General features: G+C 37.5%; 15 protein-coding genes. 1 reads left to right on the top strand and 14 read right to left on the bottom strand.

Annotated features, from left to right (window positions below; genetic code table 11):
- The 13 genes from nusA to LF20184_RS05655 form a co-directional block, all read right to left on the bottom strand.
- Complete coding sequence (gene nusA, locus LF20184_RS05715; RefSeq protein WP_010019501.1) at nucleotides 1-1,218, bottom strand: transcription termination factor NusA; 1,218 nt, start codon at nucleotides 1,216-1,218, stop codon at nucleotides 1-3.
- 10 nt (nucleotides 1,219-1,228) lie between these two features.
- The gene (gene rimP / locus LF20184_RS05710) at nucleotides 1,229-1,696 is read right to left on the bottom strand and encodes a ribosome maturation factor RimP (RefSeq protein WP_010019500.1); all 468 of its coding nucleotides are present in this window, start codon (nucleotides 1,694-1,696) and stop codon (nucleotides 1,229-1,231) included.
- A gap of 124 nt (nucleotides 1,697-1,820) precedes the next feature.
- Complete coding sequence (locus LF20184_RS05705; protein ID WP_010019499.1) at nucleotides 1,821-6,119, bottom strand: PolC-type DNA polymerase III; 4,299 nt, start codon at nucleotides 6,117-6,119, stop codon at nucleotides 1,821-1,823.
- A 331-nt stretch (nucleotides 6,120-6,450) separates the two neighbouring features.
- Nucleotides 6,451-8,160 carry a proline--tRNA ligase gene (locus LF20184_RS05700; RefSeq protein WP_010019497.1) on the bottom strand — a complete coding sequence of 570 codons (1,710 nt, stop codon included), beginning with the start codon at nucleotides 8,158-8,160 and terminating at the stop codon, nucleotides 6,451-6,453.
- A gap of 14 nt (nucleotides 8,161-8,174) precedes the next feature.
- Complete coding sequence (gene rseP, locus LF20184_RS05695) at nucleotides 8,175-9,443, bottom strand: RIP metalloprotease RseP (protein ID WP_056945155.1); 1,269 nt, start codon at nucleotides 9,441-9,443, stop codon at nucleotides 8,175-8,177.
- Between the two features lie 20 nt (nucleotides 9,444-9,463).
- On the bottom strand, nucleotides 9,464-10,258 hold the full coding sequence (locus LF20184_RS05690; RefSeq protein WP_010019494.1) for a phosphatidate cytidylyltransferase: 795 nt from the start codon (nucleotides 10,256-10,258) through the stop codon (nucleotides 9,464-9,466).
- Nucleotides 10,259-10,276: 18 nt separating this feature from the next.
- On the bottom strand, nucleotides 10,277-11,020 hold the full coding sequence (locus LF20184_RS05685) for an undecaprenyl pyrophosphate synthase (RefSeq protein WP_010019493.1): 744 nt from the start codon (nucleotides 11,018-11,020) through the stop codon (nucleotides 10,277-10,279).
- A gap of 5 nt (nucleotides 11,021-11,025) precedes the next feature.
- Nucleotides 11,026-11,583, bottom strand: coding sequence for a ribosome recycling factor (frr, locus tag LF20184_RS05680; protein WP_010019491.1), 558 nt, complete (start codon nucleotides 11,581-11,583; stop codon nucleotides 11,026-11,028).
- On the bottom strand, nucleotides 11,573-12,307 hold the full coding sequence (pyrH, locus tag LF20184_RS05675) for a UMP kinase (RefSeq protein WP_010019489.1): 735 nt from the start codon (nucleotides 12,305-12,307) through the stop codon (nucleotides 11,573-11,575). The genes frr and pyrH overlap by 11 nt, the downstream gene beginning before the upstream one ends.
- 168 nt (nucleotides 12,308-12,475) lie before the next feature.
- Entirely contained in the window at nucleotides 12,476-13,351 is an 876-nt protein-coding gene (gene tsf / locus LF20184_RS05670) for a translation elongation factor Ts (protein WP_010019488.1), read from the bottom strand.
- Between the two features lie 70 nt (nucleotides 13,352-13,421).
- Nucleotides 13,422-14,228, bottom strand: coding sequence for a 30S ribosomal protein S2 (gene rpsB / locus LF20184_RS05665; protein WP_010019487.1), 807 nt, complete (start codon nucleotides 14,226-14,228; stop codon nucleotides 13,422-13,424).
- A gap of 124 nt (nucleotides 14,229-14,352) precedes the next feature.
- A complete protein-coding gene (locus LF20184_RS05660) occupies nucleotides 14,353-14,634 on the bottom strand; it encodes a GIY-YIG nuclease family protein (protein WP_010019486.1) in 282 nt (93 codons plus the stop codon).
- Nucleotides 14,624-15,352: a tRNA1(Val) (adenine(37)-N6)-methyltransferase gene (locus LF20184_RS05655; protein ID WP_010019481.1), complete on the bottom strand. Its 729-nt coding sequence runs from the start codon at nucleotides 15,350-15,352 to the stop codon at nucleotides 14,624-14,626. Before LF20184_RS05655 ends, LF20184_RS05660 begins: the two co-directional genes overlap by 11 nt.
- 62 nt (nucleotides 15,353-15,414) lie before the next feature.
- Between LF20184_RS05655 and LF20184_RS05650 the strand changes: the two genes are divergently transcribed.
- The gene (locus LF20184_RS05650; protein WP_010019480.1) at nucleotides 15,415-16,044 is read left to right on the top strand and encodes a lysophospholipid acyltransferase family protein; all 630 of its coding nucleotides are present in this window, start codon (nucleotides 15,415-15,417) and stop codon (nucleotides 16,042-16,044) included.
- 52 nt (nucleotides 16,045-16,096) lie between these two features.
- Here the strand turns inward: LF20184_RS05650 and purD are convergent, their stop codons facing one another.
- Nucleotides 16,097-17,353: a phosphoribosylamine--glycine ligase gene (gene purD / locus LF20184_RS05645; protein WP_010019479.1), complete on the bottom strand. Its 1,257-nt coding sequence runs from the start codon at nucleotides 17,351-17,353 to the stop codon at nucleotides 16,097-16,099.

Raw genomic sequence — 17,353 nt, 5'->3', positions numbered from 1 at the left:
TTAGTTTTCTGAATCGGAATCGCTATCTACATCATCTGAGTCTGAATCATTATCTTCATCGTCTTGTGCAGCAGGATTCTTTGCGTCATCTGCATTAGCAGCATTTTCACGAGTCTTCTCTATGTCAATCTTACCACTCTCAATATCGTCTAAATCAACATCTTCGTCGTTGTCATCAACAAATTCAACTTGCGATTCTGGCTTGATATCAATCTTATAACCAGTTAATTTAGCAGCTAAACGCGCATTTTGCCCCTTCTTACCAATTGCTAATGACAAGTGGTAGTCAGGAACGATTACGATACATTGTTTCTTGTCGTTTTCGTCAAATTGAACCGCGATAACTTCAGCTGGATTCAAAGCGTTAGCAATGAAATCAACTGGATCATCAACGTAAGGTACAACATCGATATTTTCACCGTTCAATTCATCAACGACTGCTTGCACACGTGAACCCTTTGGTCCAACACAAGTACCAACGGGGTCAACATCTGGATTATCTGATTTAACAGCAATCTTAGTTCTGTCCCCAGCTTCACGAGCAATTGAGACGATTTCAACAGTTCCATCATAAATTTCAGGAACTTCTTGTTCAAATAATCTCTTGACCAAACCTGGATCAGTTCTAGAAACAAAGACTTGAGGTCCTTTAGTAGCATTTTCTACCTTTGTAACATAAACACGAATTCTATCACGAGAATTGTATGTTTCACCAGGCATTTGGTCAGCCTTAGGCATAACTGTTTCGATACGTCCATAAGTGATGTAAACATATCTGCTATCGCTACGTTCAACTGTTCCTTGAATGATTTCGTGTTCATACTGACTGTATTCATTATAAATGATATCACGCTCAGCTTCACGAACACGTTGCATGATCACTTGCTTAGCGGTCTGAGCAGCAATTCTACCAAAGTCTTTTGGTGTTACTTCTTCTTTGATATGATCGCCAATTTCATAACCTTTACTCTTTTGTTGGGCATCTTCAAGACTTACTTCTAGACGATCATCCACAACATCTTCGACAACTTCTTTAACCGCATAAACATGTATATTACCCTTTTTAGCGTCAAATTCAACATCAACGTTTTGGGCTTGGTTGTAATTTCTCTTATAAGCAGCAACTAAGGCAGCTTCTAATGATTCAATAACGTATTCTTTTTTGATACCCTTTTCGCGTTCAAGCGCATCGAGGGCTTCAACCATTTCTTTACTCATGATTTTCTCCTTAGAATTCGATTGCAAGACGAATCTTAGCGATATTTTTGCGGCTAATTTCTACTTGCTTCTTTAAATTCTTAACTTTAACGATCAAAGTTATCTCTGTGTCTGTTACTTCTGTAAGTGTTCCTTCAAAAGCTTTTTCACCATTTACTTTTTGGTATAAAGAAACATGAACGTAGTCGTCAACGTAGTTAGTTAGACTTTCATCGTTCTTTAATGGACGTTCTGCACCCGGAGATGAAACTTCTAGATAGTAAGCTGGTTCGATTGGGTCCAACTCATCTAGCTTTTCTCCATATTCCTCACTAATAACGGCACAATCATCGATACTGATTCCACCTTTTTTATCTGCATAAACTCTCAAGTACCAATCCCCATGTTCGTGCACGAATTCTAAATCAACTAAAAAGAAATCGTGTTGCTCCAAAATGGGTTGTAAAATGGCTTTTAATTCTTCAACTTTTGTATCCAAGGACATTCCTCCAAAGTAATCGGCAATAAAAAGAGTGAGCATTTCTGCTCACTCATTAATCAATAATTAACTAGTAGTTAATTTAACATATATTTGTTATTAAATCAACTTATAACAACCATACCTAAAATAATGATAACTGATTTTCGTCTGGCATGCCATCTAAAACATGATTTTCTGTCATATATTCGATAACAGTCTTTGAAACCTTACCACGAGTACCTAAATCTTGCTTAGATAAGAAAGGTTGTTCTTCACGTGCGGCAATGATTTGCTTAGCAACGTTGTCACCAAGTCCAGGAATAGCATTGAATGGTGCTAGAAGTGTTTTATCATCGATGATCTTAAATTCAAAAGCATCTGATTTTTCGATATCGACCATCTTGATCTTGAAACCACGTTCCAAGCATTCGTTAGCCAATTCCAAAACTGTCAACAAATTCTTTTCTTTAGTTGAAGCATCCATTCCCTTATCGTTGATAGCTTTCATTGAAGCTTTGACAGCATCTTTACCAGTCGTCATCGCTACCAAGTCAAAGTCGTCAGCACGAACTGTGAAGTAAGCACTGTAATAGTAAAGTGGATAATGTACCTTAAAGTAGGCAATTCTTAACGCCATAATAATGTAAGCTGTGGCGTGAGCTCGAGGGAACATGTATTTGATCTTCAAACAAGAATCAATATACCAATCAGGAACATCAGCATCTTTCATAGCTTGTTTCCAATCATCAGGAATTCCGCGTCCCTTACGAACGTGCTCCATGATTTGGAAAGCCATCTGTGAATCCATACCATAGTGAATCAAATCCATCATGATATTATCACGACAACCAATAACTTCCTTCAAAGTAACGATACCTTTATCGATCAATTCTTCAGCGTTACCTAACCAAACATCAGTCCCGTGAGACAATCCAGAAATTTGTAGCAATTCGGCAAAGGTTGTTGGATGAGTCTTTTCAAGCATTCCTCGAACAAAACGAGTACCGAATTCTGGCACCCCTAGTGTTCCAGTTTTTGAAAAGATTTGTTCAGGCGTAACACCTAAAGACTTAGTTCCACTGAACAATTCCATGACCCCTGGGTCTTTAACCGGCAAAGTCTTAGGATCGATACCAGATAAATCTTGAAGCATACGAATCATCGTTGGATCATCATGTCCTAGAATATCTAGTTTCAAAATATTATCGTGAATTGAGTGGAAATCAAAGTGAGTCGTCTTCCAAGCAGCATTTTGATCATCAGCCGGATATTGAATTGGCGTGAAATCAAAGATATCCATGTAGTCAGGCACAACGATGATTCCGGCCGGATGTTGACCAGTGGTTCTTTTGACACCAGTTGAACCCATGGCTAATCGCTCTTCTTCGGCATTACGAAGATTTTGATCAGTCAATTCTTCGTAATTTTTCACGTAACCAAAAGCAGTTCGATCAGCAATTGTACCAATCGTTCCGGCTCTAAATACGTGATCTTCCCCAAACAATACTTTCGTATAATTGTGAGCTACTGGCTGATAATCACCAGAGAAGTTCAAATCAATATCCGGAACCTTATCACCTTTAAATCCTAAGAAAGTTTCAAACGGAATATCTTGACCATCTTTTTTGAGATCAGCTCCACATTTTGGACATTTCTTATCAGGCAAATCATATCCAGAACCAACTTCACCTTTAGTAAAGAATTCGGAATACTTACACTTAGGACAGCGATAATGCGGTGGCAAAGGATTAACTTCAGTAATACCAGTCATCGTGGCAACGAAACTTGATCCAACGGAACCACGAGAACCTACCAAATATCCATCTTTATTTGATTTGTAAACCAAACGTTGTGAAATCAAGTAAATAACTGAGAATCCATTACCAATGATACTCTTTAACTCTTTGTCCATTCGCTCCTGAACGATTTCTGGCAATGGGTCACCATATAGTTCATGTGCTTTGTTCAAAGTCAAATTACGAATTTCATCTTCGGCACCCTCCATTTTAGGAGTATAAAGCTTATCTTTGACCGGAGACATTTCATCGATTGAATCCATAATTTTCTTAGGATTATCAACGATGATTTCTTGTTGAGTTTGTGAGTCCATGTAACTGAATTCATCAAACATCTCATTAGTCGTTCTAAACTGTACATCTGGCAACTCTGGTCGACGTGCTAAAGCATTACTCTTGACGGCTTTAATAACGATATCTCGATAAACTTTGTCATGTGGATCTAGGTAGTGAACGTCACCTGTTGCGACAACTGGCTTATTGAGTTCTTTACCTAATTTGACAATATTTTTCAAAATCTCTTCCAGAGCTGTTTCGTCTTTGATAATTTTGATATCAATCAAATGTTGATACAAAGTCTTCGGCATGACTTCTAAATAATCGTAATACTGAGCCAATTCTCTAGTATCGTCATATCCTTTTTGCATCATACTAGTAAAGACTTCACCATTTTCACAGGCGGAACCTACGATTATACCTTCACGATACTTGTTCAACAATCTCCTAGGGACACGAGCTGTTCGATAATAGTACTGTGTCATTGAATACGAAACGATTTTGAACATATTCTTCAAACCAGCTTGAGTCTTAGCTAACAAAATTGCATGACTTGGACGAGCTTGCTTATATGCTTCTTCACCACCAATATGATCATTTAGTTGATCGACATTGTCAGTTCCAAATTTATCTTCCAATTCTTCAAACAGCTTGTACATCAAATAACCAGTTGTTTCCGCATCGGAATCCGCTCTATGGTGGTGTTCCAAAACGATATTGTAACGTTTAGCCAACGAATCCAACTTGTGATTACGATATTCTGAATGCAATGTTCGTGACATTTCCAAAGTATCGATCACTGGCATTGACAAGCGTTCTCGTCCCATTCTCGTCAAAGCGGCATTCATAAAGCCCATATCGAAAGTTACATTGTGACCAACTAAAATATCATCGCCAATAAAGTCCATGAATTCACCGACAATCACTGATTCATCGGGTTCATTTTCAACCATTTCCGTTGTGATACTAGTCAAATTAGTCGTTACTTCTGACAGTGGGTGACCAGGATTGATAAATTTATCAAAACGATCGATTACTTCGCCATCTTTCATCTTAGTAGCACCAATTTCAATGATCGAATCGTAAACAGCTGACAAACCAGTCGTTTCAGTATCGAAAATCACATATTCTGAACCAGCTAATTTTTGATCACGAAGATTGTAAGCAATTGGATTACCTTCATCGACTAAATCAATTTCGACACCATAAGCAATTTTGACGCCGAATTTTTTACCAGCACTAAAAGCTTCAGGAAAGGCTTGTAGAGCATGGTGATCAGTTATGGCGATTCCCTTTTGACCCCAGTCGCTAGCACGTTTGATCAAATCAGTTGCACTAGGAATGGCATCCATTTGACTCATATTAGTGTGGGCATGCAATTCGATACGCTTATTGTCATCTTCTGCAGTATCGATTCTTGGTTGGTGTTTGATAACATTAATATCATTTGCCATGATAACTAATTCACGCGAGAAATTATCCTCTTGAACGCTACCACGAACTCTGATCCAAGCGCCTTTATCTAATGAATTGAAGAAATTTTCATCGTCTTCACCATTTGAGAACTTCTTGATACTAAATGACGACGTATAATCAGTCACCTTTAAAATCAATAGTGAACGACCTGATTTTAACTTTCTAACATCGATATCAAAAACATAGCCTTCAACAACTTTATTTCTCTCTTCTTCGACGATATCGACCATTTGCGTAATTTCTTGATCGTCAGGAATTTTGCGTCCAACTTTAGAAACATTGACGGGTTTAGCTGCCTTTTTCTCACTGACTTCTTTAGCCTTAGCTTGGAATTGCTTGTTCTTTTCCACGTTCATGGCCTTCATCGCAGCTTCTTTTTCTTGATTCTTCGATTCATCGATATTGGCTCTGATTCGAAAATCTGGGAAACCTAAACTGCTGTATTCAGATTGCAAACCATTGACCAACTTGCCATCAACAATATCCGCCATGAAACTATTCGAAACATCTAAAAAGACTTGACCATTTTCCATATGTGGCGGCGTTTGACTGATTTTATCCAAAACCATTGGCGATTCAACAGAACAGTCATTCAACACGTAATTCCAATAATCGGTAATATCTTTTTGTCTTAATTGTGCTTGGGTAGTCTTGATTTCAAAATTTACCTGTGCAATACCCTCAAAACTAGCCTTCAACGCTTTGACAAAAGTTAGAAATTCTTTAAATGGCAAAACATCCTTGAACTCAAAGTAAAAGGTCCAACGTTTACTATTCTTATGAACTTCCAATTTGTTCAATTTACCATCGGCAAACGAATCGTTAGATTCTAACAATTGGTCCAATTTAATTTGCTTAACTAGTATTTCAAAAAGTTGTTTTGTATCTGCCATATTCTACCTTTCAAAAAATAAAAAAAGGCCTAAGCCTCATTTTATGATTTTTCTTAAGTTAAGTTATTGAATTCCGCCGCCGTTCATCTTTTGTTTCAAATAATTAAGAAACTAAAAAATAGAACCACTATCTAGTCCGGAATAGCAAAGAAAATTGGCTCAAATGTGAAATTTCTCTTGGCAATTTATTGCCTAGTGAAAGGTCGAGCTTGAAGACTTTGCCCGCACTTGGGCTTAGCAAAGTCTTCAAGTCGTGCCCACATTGTTCCAGCCAAATTTTCTTTGCTATGGAGGACGGAATATTACACTAACCAAACTTAACTAAAAAAATCTATTTCTGATTCTTAAGCAATATTTTTACTGAATTTACTAATTCATCTTTACTTACTTCGATTGTTTCACCAGTGCTTCTAAGCTTTAGTTCAACAATTTCGTCAGCTGCTTTTTTACCAACAGTGATTCTGATTGGTGTACCGATCAAATCAGAGTCAGCAAACTTAACACCAGGACGTTCTTTACGATCGTCAAGCAAGACATCATAGCCTTCATTTTCCAACAATTCAACAATTTCGTCACTTAGTTTGCCTTGAACGTCATTGTTGTACTTGATAGGAACAACGTGAACTTGGTATGGAGCCAAACTTACTGGCCAAACGATACCATTTTCGTCGCTGTGTTGTTCAACGATAGCTGTCAATAATCTTGAAACACCGATACCGTAACTACCCATGATGATAGGATTTGATTTACCATTTTCATCTAAGAAGTTAGCGCCCAATGCTTTAGAGAATTTAGTTCCTAGTTTGAAGATATGACCGATTTCAATACCACGAGTAAATTGAATCTTACCGTGACCATCTGGTGAAGTTTCGCCTTCTTTGATCACACGGAAATCTCTAAATTCTGGCATTTCATCTGTGATATCTTCAAAGTTAGCATTGACAAAGTGACGGTCAGCCTTATTAGGTCCAACGACAAAGTTTGTCAAACCAACTAATGAGCTATCGTATAAGACTTTAACATCTTCTTTGATACCCTTAGGTCCGATAAATCCAGGAACACTGCCAAATACGTCAGTTACTTCTTCATTAGTTGCTTCACGTAAAAAGTCTGCTCCCAAATAGTTCTTCAATTTAACATCGTTGACATCGTAGTCACCACGAATCATAACCATTACTGGTTTTTCATCAGCAATATAAGCTACAGCCTTCATGATTCTTGAAGCGTCGACTTTAAGAAGTTGAGCCAAGGCATCAATTGTATGTACATTTGGTGTGTTGACTTCTTCCATTTCTTTCTTATCTTCAACTGGGTTCTCATCCATTTTACTTGCAGCCATTTCTAGGTTAGCTGAGTAATCTGAATCGTCTGAATAGGCAATGGTATCTTCACCGATATCAGCAATAGCAGAGAATTCCTTAGAATCAGTACCACCCATGGCACCAGCATCACCGATAATGACACGATAGTTCAAACCACAAGCGTCAAAAATATTGCGATAAGCTTGTTCCATTTGATTGAAGATAACATCGAGTTGCTCTTTGTTAGAAGTAAATGAATAAGCATCTTGCATGATAAATTCACGACCACGCAACAATCCATTACGAGGACGGTCTTCATCACGATACTTCATTTGAATTTGATACATAGCGATTGGCAACTTCTTGTAACTGTTCAAACCTTCTTTGACGATACTTGTGAAAGTTTCTTCGTGTGTAGGTCCAAGAATGAAGTCACGATCATGACGGTCTTTGAACTTGAAAAGATTGTCGCCATAAGTTGCATAACGACCACTTTCCTTCCAAAGATCGGCTGGCAAAATAGCTGGCATACGCATTTCAGCAGCATCGATGTCCTTCATTTGTTTTCTGATAAGTCCTTCGATCTTTTGGATTACTGACCAAGCTAATGGCAAGTAAGCATAAACACCGGCAGAGACTTGTCTGATGTAACCGGCACGCAACATCAACTGATGACTGATTGCTTCAGCATCTGAAGGAGTTTGCTTTAATGTTGGAATATATAATTTTGACTGTTTCAAGTTCTTTTATCCCCCTATTTTATAAAGAAGCGCTGGATATCATTCCAGGTAACGGCAATCATTAATAGAACTAAGATTCCGACCCCAATTAAGGTAATCACATTTTCATATTGTTCTGGAATTGGTTTTCTTCTAATAGCTTCAACGATATTCAATAAAATCTTTCCACCATCAAGTGCTGGAATTGGAATCAAATTAACGATTCCTAAGTTCATAGACAGCATTGATGTGAAGAAAATAATATTGATCAATCCAGTTGAGGCAACTTTAGAAGTCATCGAATAAATTCCTACCGGACCAGATAATTGATTAATGCTAAACCCACCTGAAACCATCTTTCCTAAAGCGTGGAAAATCGTTAACGAAGTGCTCCAGCTATAAATGAAACCATATTTGATCTTAGCCATGGCAGAAGAATCGGTCTTTTGCATAATACCAATCAGTCCATAACTTTGACCTGAAGATTTAACTGTCTTAGGCGTTACTTTGATAGTCTCAACCTTTTTACCAGATTGAACTTTCATCGTTAATTTCTTACCAGGATTATTTTGAATATTCTCTGACAGATCCGTCCAAGAAGCAGTTTTCTTCCCGTTAATACTTAAAATTTTATCGTTGGCCTTTAGACCAGCTTTTTGAGCCACTGAATCCTTTTGAATGCTGCCTAATTGATTAGAGCCAGTTCCAACTGAACCCATCATAAAGGCAGCGATAATAGCAGCCACGATTGCTAAAACAAAATTGTTAAATGGACCAGCAAAGTTTGTGATCATTCGTTTCCAAACAGAGACTGATTGCAATTGAACGTCACGAGGTGCAATTTGCACTTCCGTACCATCTTCTTCAACAATCGTTGCATCATGATCAACTGAATACTTTTTAGTGACAGTTTCATCACCATTTTCGTATCCTTCGATTACTAAATCATCAACAAGATCAGCTTTAGAGATTTGAACTGGAACCGCGTTTGCATCATAAACCTTACTTGAAGTTATAATTTTTGTTACTTTATCGTCATCATTAATTACTAATGATGCCATCGTTCCCGGTTGAATTTCAGAATCATCTTCTTGCGCACCAGCCATGCGGACATACCCACCTAAAGGCAGCAGTCTCAAAGTATAGGTCGTATGATTTTTGCGGTAAGCGACGATCTTCGGTCCCATACCAACAGAAAACTCACGAACTAAGATTCCTGATTTTTTTGCAGCATAATAGTGTCCAAATTCATGGACAATTACCAAAATTCCAAAAACGATTATAAATGTAATTATCGCGGTCATTTTAACCTCCACGAGCTAATTTAGACTAAACCAAAAATGTGTAGCAATGGTAGTACGATCAACATACTATCAAAACGATCCAAGATTCCACCATGACCTGGCAAAATATTTCCTGAATCCTTAACTTTGTAAAATCTCTTGTAGGCAGATTCAATCAAATCGCCCATTTGTCCCATAATAGACAAGACAAAAGCAATCATCAACATTGAAGTGATGGAATATTCTTGTGGGACAAAAATCATATAAACTCCAGAAAGAACTAATGCCATAATAATACCAGCAATTGTTCCTTCCCATGTCTTATTAGGACTGATAGCAGGCCATAATTTATGCTTACCAATTTTTCTACCAAACGTATAGGCAAAAATATCAGTTGACCAAACAACGATCAAAGCATACATCAACAAACCTAGTCCTGGCTGTGAATTTCTGACAGCTGCTAAATAGTGGAATCCTGTTCCGATATAAAGCATTGAAACTACTGAAACACCTGCATCTTCAAAATTAAATTTGTTCTTAGTCAAAACAGTAATGACTAACAAAATAACTGCGAAGACATAAAATAAATCAAGACGTGAGAAACTCTTAGGCAACCAACCGCTATAAAAACCGTTTGGTACTACTAAAGCTAACGTTCCTAAAATTGTCACTAAAAAGTCGACTGAAACGATAATTCTCTTGCGCATGATATAAACTTCAAATACACCAACTGCTGCTAGTGCTGCTGCTGCAACTTCTAGCCAAATTCCACCTGCAAGCAATATGGGAATAAAAATTGCCAAAGCAATAACGGCAGTAATTACACGTTGTTTCATGATTTTCCCCCAAACTAACTAGACCGAACCGAAACGGCGATCTCTTCTATCGAATTCTTGAATATCCTCAATCAAATTATCAACCGAATAATCAGGCCAAAGAGTTTTATCAAAGACCATTTCCGAATAGGCTAATTGCCATAACATGAAATTAGAAATTCGCTCTTCGCCACTAGTTCTGATCAACAAGTCTGGGTCAGCTAACTCACCCAATTGACTAGTTAATAATTGACTAGAAAACAATTCGTCGTCAATGTCTGTTGGATCTATTGAACCATCCTGAGCTTTAATTGCCAACTCTTTTGCTGCATGGACAATTTCAGCACGACCGCCATAATTAAAAGCAAAGTTGAGGATCATACCGGTATTATCCTTCGTATCCTCAACTGCTTTCATAACTACTTTTCTCGTTCTATCAGGCAAATGGTCCGTAAATCCGGTTACCAATACTTTAATATTTTCTTTGATTAAATCGGGCATAAATGTCCCAAAGAAGTCAACTGGTAGGCGCATCAAAAAATTGACCTCTTTGCTAGGACGACTCCAATTTTCAGTTGAAAAGGCATAAAGGCTCAAGACTTTAACACCTAAATGACTGGCAGCAGTTGCAATCGTTTTGACATTGTTCATGCCTTCTTTATGACCAGCAATTCTTGGTTGACCTAATCTCTTAGCCCACCGTCCATTACCATCCATAATAATTGCTACATGCTTTGGAATCGAAGCATCTGGATCTAATCTCTTCCTAATATCTTCTGTCATATAAATTAGCCTTCAGTAATTTCCTTTTCCTTATCTGCAGCTAGTTTATCCATTTGAGCAATGGCATCGTCAGTAACTTTTTGAACATCTTTTTCTAAAGTATGCAATTCGTCTTCTGTGATATCATTGTTCTTTTGTTGTTTCTTCAAATCATCCATAGCTTCACGACGAACGTTTCTAACAGCAATACGTCCACTTTCAGCTTCCTTACCTACTTGCTTGGCAATTTCTTGTCTACGTTCACCAGTAAGTTGTGGAATAACCAAACGAATCACACTACCGTCATTAGCAGGATTTAAGCCCAAATCTGATGAGTTGATAGCATGTTCAATGTCATCTAGTGAAGACTTGTCATAAGGTGTGATCATCAAAACACGTGCTTCAGGAATATTGATAGAAGCAACTTGATTCAATGGTACTTCTGTTCCATAATACATAACTCTTACGTTACTTAAAATTGAAGCATTGGCCTTACCGGCACGAATATTAGCTAGTTCACGACTCAAAACGTCAACTGACTTGGACATATTCTCTTTTGCTTTTGTAATAGCTTTATTTGTCATCATTACCACCCTTTATAATTGTTCCGATATTTTCGCCTTGAACAACCTTCTTGATGTTTTCTGGCTTGTTCAAGTTGAAGACGATCAATGGAATATTGTTATCCATTGACAATGAAGAAGCTGTTGTATCCATAACACCGAGGTTCTTATTGATAATATCAAGTTGTGACAATTCTGAATACTTCTTAGCATTTGGATCTTTCTTAGGATCAGCTGAATAAACACCATCAACATCATTCTTAGCCATCAAAATAACATCAGCTTCAATTTCAGCAGCACGTAGTACTGAAGTAGTATCAGTTGAGAAGTATGGATTACCAGTTCCACCGGCAAAAATAACTACACGGCCTTTTTCTAGATGTCTAACGGCTCTTCTTCTGATATATGGTTCTGCAACTTGACGCATTTCAATTGAAGTTTGCACACGAGTTGGGACACCAATATTTTCCAAACCATCTTGTAAAGCTAGACCATTCATAACTGTAGCCATCATACCCATGTAATCTGCTTGAGCACGATCCATACCCATTTCAGCACCAGTTTCACCACGCCAGATGTTTCCACCACCACAAACAATGGCAACTTCAACACCTAAATCATGAACACTTTTAATTTGTTCAGCGATTTTTTTGATAACTGGGGGATTAATGCCAAATCCTTTTTCTCCAGCTAAAGCTTCACCAGAAACTTTTAAGATAATTCTTTTATACTTGATATTAGGCATAAGTACTCTCCTTTAATTTTGCTATTAAACATTTTAACATATTAGAAACACTAAATTTATCTAAACACTATTTTTAAATAAAAATTGCTCGGATACAACCCTTTATACAAAGAAAAGGTCGTTTAATTCAAATTGAATTAAGCGACCTTTCTCGAAATTGTTAAAAAATTACTTCATTTGGTTCTTTACTTCTTCAGCAAAGTCTTCTTGTTTCTTTTCGATACCTTCGCCAACTTCATAACGAACGAATGAAACTAACTTACCATTCTTTGATTCAACGAATTGTTGAACTGTCATGTCTGAATCCTTAACGAATTCTTGGTCAGCCAAACTAATTTCTGACAAGAACTTGTTTAGACGGCCTTCAACGATTCTAGGAATGATCTTTTCAGGTTTACCTTCAGCCTTAGTTTCTTCAGTGAAGATAGCTTTTTCATGTTCTAGACGATCAGCAGGAACTTGATCACGATCCATGAATTCAGGGTTTACGGCTGCAACGTGCATAGCAACGTCTTTAGCAGTAGCTTCATCAGCACCTTCAAGAGTAACGATAGCACCGATCAAACCACCATTGTGTAGGTATGAACCGAATACTTGTGAATCAGTCTTGTCAAGAACTTGGAAACGTCTCAATGAAATCTTTTCACCGATAACAGCTGTTAAGCCAGTGATAGCTTCGTTGATTGTTTGGTCACCAATCTTAAGTTCCAAAGCTTCGTCCATTGTCTTTGGTTCATTAGCAACAACAGCTTTACCAATTTCGTTTACTAAGTTGATAAATTTGTCATTTGATGAAACAAAGTCAGTTTCAGAATTAACTTCGATGATAGCAGCCTTGTTACCTGAAATTTCGATATGTGTCAAACCTTCAGCAGCAATGTTACCACTCTTCTTGGCAGCCTTAGCAATACCCTTTTCACGAAGTTTGTCGATAGCTTCTTGCATATTACCGTCAGCAGCAACCAATGCCTTCTTAGCATCCATCATACCAACGCTTGTCTTATCACGTAATTCTTTAACTTGAGCAGCAGTAATTTTAGCCATTAGTAATCCTCCAGTCGTATAAATAAAGCCATCTTACTCAGATGACTCTATTTTACGTTTATTATTTTAATTATTTGTTATCTTCGCTTGTGTTCTTAGCTTGTGCTAAATCTTCGATAGATTTTGCATCAGCAGCATCAGAATTTTCGTCGTTGTTGTCATCCTTAGCAAAGTCTGCATCTGAAACAGCTTCTTCACCTTGTTTACCTTCAACGATAGCATCAGCCATCTTAGATGTGATTAATCTAACGGCACGAATAGCATCATCGTTTGAAGGAATGATAACATCGATAGGATCTGGATCTGTGTTTGTATCAACCATAGCTACGATAGGAATGTTAAGCTTCTTAGCTTCGTTAACAGCAATGTTTTCCTTGTGAGGATCAACAATGAACATAACATCTGGAATTCTTGGCATATCTTCGATACCACCAAGGAATCTTTCAAGCTTAGCTTGTTGCTTTTGTAGTAAAGCAACTTCTTTCTTAGGTAGACGATCAAAAGTACCATCTTCAGCCATTGCCTTGATGTCCTTTAATCTCTTGATACGTTTTTGGATTGTGTTCCAGTTAGTCAAAGTTCCACCTAACCAACGGTGGTTAACGTAGTATTGACCGGCACGTGTAGCTTCTTCAGCAACAGCGTCTTGGGCTTGTTTCTTTGTACCAACGAATAGGAAAATTCCATCATCACCGGCAACAGCCTTCATATAGTTGTATGCATCGTCGATCATGCGTACTGTTTTTTGTAAATCAATGATGTAAATACCATTTCTTTGTGTAAAGATAAATGGCTTCATCTTAGGGTTCCATCTTCTTGTTTGGTGACCGAAATGTACACCGGCTTCAAGAAGTTGTTTCATAGAAATAACTGACATAAAAAGTTCCTCCTGGTTTTTACCTCCACTTAAGTCCTATTCAATTGAAACGCGACTCGCGCACCATCAACTGAATCGTTAAGTGTGTGTATTCAATACGGTTTAATATTATAAATGAAGACCACTATTTAATCAAGTAGTCGTGCCAATTTATTCCGTGACTTTTTAAAAGTTGTTCTTTTTGTTGACGTGTCAGCTTTTTGATTACAATCTCCCGTTTCAAGGCTGCGGATTTATTAGCTAGTTCTTCGGTATACATGAGTTGCACCGGACGTCTAACTTTCGTGTACTTAGCACCTTTGCCGGCATTGTGCGTCTTTACTCGCTTTTCTACATTATTACTAGTTCCCGTATAAAAAGTCTGGTCGCTGCATAACAACATGTATACATAGTATTTACTTTCCATTGATTATTAAATCGGCCTCTTTACTCAATTGATGATTTTCGTCATAAATAACTAAGTCTGGTTCTACTTTCAAAGATGCGGTCTTTACGGTTTTGATAGCGTCGACTAATACTAAATTGGCATCTTTTTTAGAAGTCGTTCTGACGAATCTTAGACGCTTAGCTTGCAATTTCTCTTCATTCATCGTTACTAACAAATCGCTGAGTCGTTGTGGACGATAAACTAAATAGGCATGAGAATTTTCCTTGAGTAAAACTTTAATCGCTGACAAAATATCTTTTAAATCAGCCTTTAGTTCGTGACGAGCTATGGCTAAAACGGCATTATCTTTGATTGCCGTTTGATCAGTCACTTTAAAATATGGCGGATTGCAGACGATCGTATCAACTGTATCATGAGCGATGTATTGTTGTACGTTTTTTAAATCATCATTGATCAACGTCACTTGACTAGCGAGATGATTATCTGTGATGCTTTGTTGTGCCAAATCTGCGAGTTGTTTTTGAATTTCAACTAAATAAATTTTGGCGGAAGTTTTACTAGCTAAAGATAAACCGATGGCCCCATTGCCAGCACATAAATCGACAACTTTGCCTTTTTTTGCGGGATTTGCGAAATTATAGAGTAAAATAGTATCAAGGTTAAATGAATAGAGCTCTTTGTCCTGATTGATCTTGATACCGCTATTGGCAATCGTATCTTGAGAATTAATCGACATATTACACCTGCTTTATGGTATTTTAAATAAGTGAAAATTATTTTTGGGAGAATGAGAATTTTATGTTTTATAAAGTAATTCGTGTTTTAGTTAGAGGACTAGTCTTCCTCTTAAACGGGCGTTATCACGTTGTTGGCAAGGAAAACTTGCCTGATAAGCCTTATATTCTAGTAGCACCTCATCGAACTTGGTGGGAGCCAATCTTCTTTGCTTTGGTAATCTCGCCACGTGATGCAACTTTTATGGCAAAAAAAGAACTCTTCAAGAATCCGATTTTAAGATTCATTTTAGTCCATGCCCACGCTTTCCCAGTCGATCGTGAACATCCTGGTCCTTCAGTAATCAAGACACCTGTTAAAGCCTTGAAAAAAGAAGGCAAAGTTTTGATCATGTTCCCTTCTGGAACTCGTTATTCAGAAGATTTAAAAGGTGGCGCTGCTTTAATAGCTAAACTTTCTAAGGCTCCGTTAGTTCCTTTTGTCTATCAAGGACCACTAACATTCGGCGGTCTTTTGAAACACCAAAGAATCACAATCGGAGTTGGTCCAGAAATCGACTTTGACTTCAAAGCTAAATTGGATGAAGCACAGACTAAACAAGTTAACGATGATATGGAAAAAGCTTGGGATAAAATCGATAATGAAATTGATCCCAGTTTTGAATATATCCCACCAAAAAAGAAACATAAATAATTATATAAATAAAAAAGACGACATTTCAAATCGAAATTGTCGTCTTTTTCGTTTATATGGAATTTTTACCAATATCGCGTCGATAAAAAATATTCTCTTGATTCATCCGTTGCAAATTCTGATAAATGTCTGCTTGAGCATGACTCAATGAATCAGCTCGTGTTTGCATCAAGTACAAACGTCCACCATTACTGATCAATTCATCATCTTGCTTACGAACGCCAGCAAAGTTGATCGTCAAAGGACAGTTTTTGAAATCAGCGACTTTACCCAAACTACCAAAAATTGGTTGTTGTGGATAACCTTTGCTGACTGCAAAGACACCTAAGTTGAGACCTTTGGTTTCCCAATTTATCTCGGCAATCTTTTTATGATTTAAAATCTTCACAAAAATATCAGATAAGTCAGACTTCAATCGTGGCAAAACAACTTCTGTTTCCGGATCGCCGAAACGAGCGTTGAATTCAATTACCTTGATACCATCTTTAGTCAAGATCAAGCCAGCATATAAAATGCCAGTGTACTTGATACCTTCTTGATACAGTTGATGAACAAAAGGCTTCAAAACTTGGTCAATTGCCATTTGCCTGATGTCATCAGAAATATTATTTACCGGACAAACAGCCCCCATACCACCAGTATTAGGTCCCTTGTCGCCTTCAAAAATCTTTTTGTAGTCTTGAGCCAAAGGCATTGGATAAAAGCGCTTGTGATCGACAAATGCCATCAGTGAAAATTCTTCACCATCAAGGTACTCTTCAATCACTACTCTTTTAGTATTGAATTTATGTCCATCCAAAAGTTCACTGACCACTTCTAAAGCTTCATTTAAGTCCTGAACAATATAAACGCCTTTGCCAGCAGCTAAACCGTCAGCTTTGATAACCGTTGGAAAGCTCGCTTCAACTGTCAAATACTCTACAGCACTCTCTAAATCAGTAAATTCACGATACTTAGCCGTTGGAATATTGGCATCAGCCATCACTTTTTTAGTAAAGGTCTTAGAACCTTCCACTTGTGCTGCCAATTTGTTAGGGCCAAAGATTTTTAATTTACGTTCCTTGAAGAAATCAACGATTCCATTCACCAATGGTTCTTCCGGACCAACGATCGTATAGTCGATATTATTGGTTTGAACAAAGTTAGTTAAGTGATCAAATTCATCTTCATTGATTGAAATTGTTTTGATACCTGATAATTTCATTCCATCATTTCCGGGTGCACAGAAAACTGTATTGTCATCATTTTTCAGTAATGACTTACAAATAGCATCTTCTCTGGCACCAGAACCAACAACAAGTATTTTCAT

The organism is Companilactobacillus farciminis KCTC 3681 = DSM 20184 (genome assembly GCF_002706745.1).
GTDB lineage: Bacteria > Bacillota > Bacilli > Lactobacillales > Lactobacillaceae > Companilactobacillus > Companilactobacillus farciminis.
This window is presented reverse-complemented; position numbering and strand designations above follow the sequence as displayed.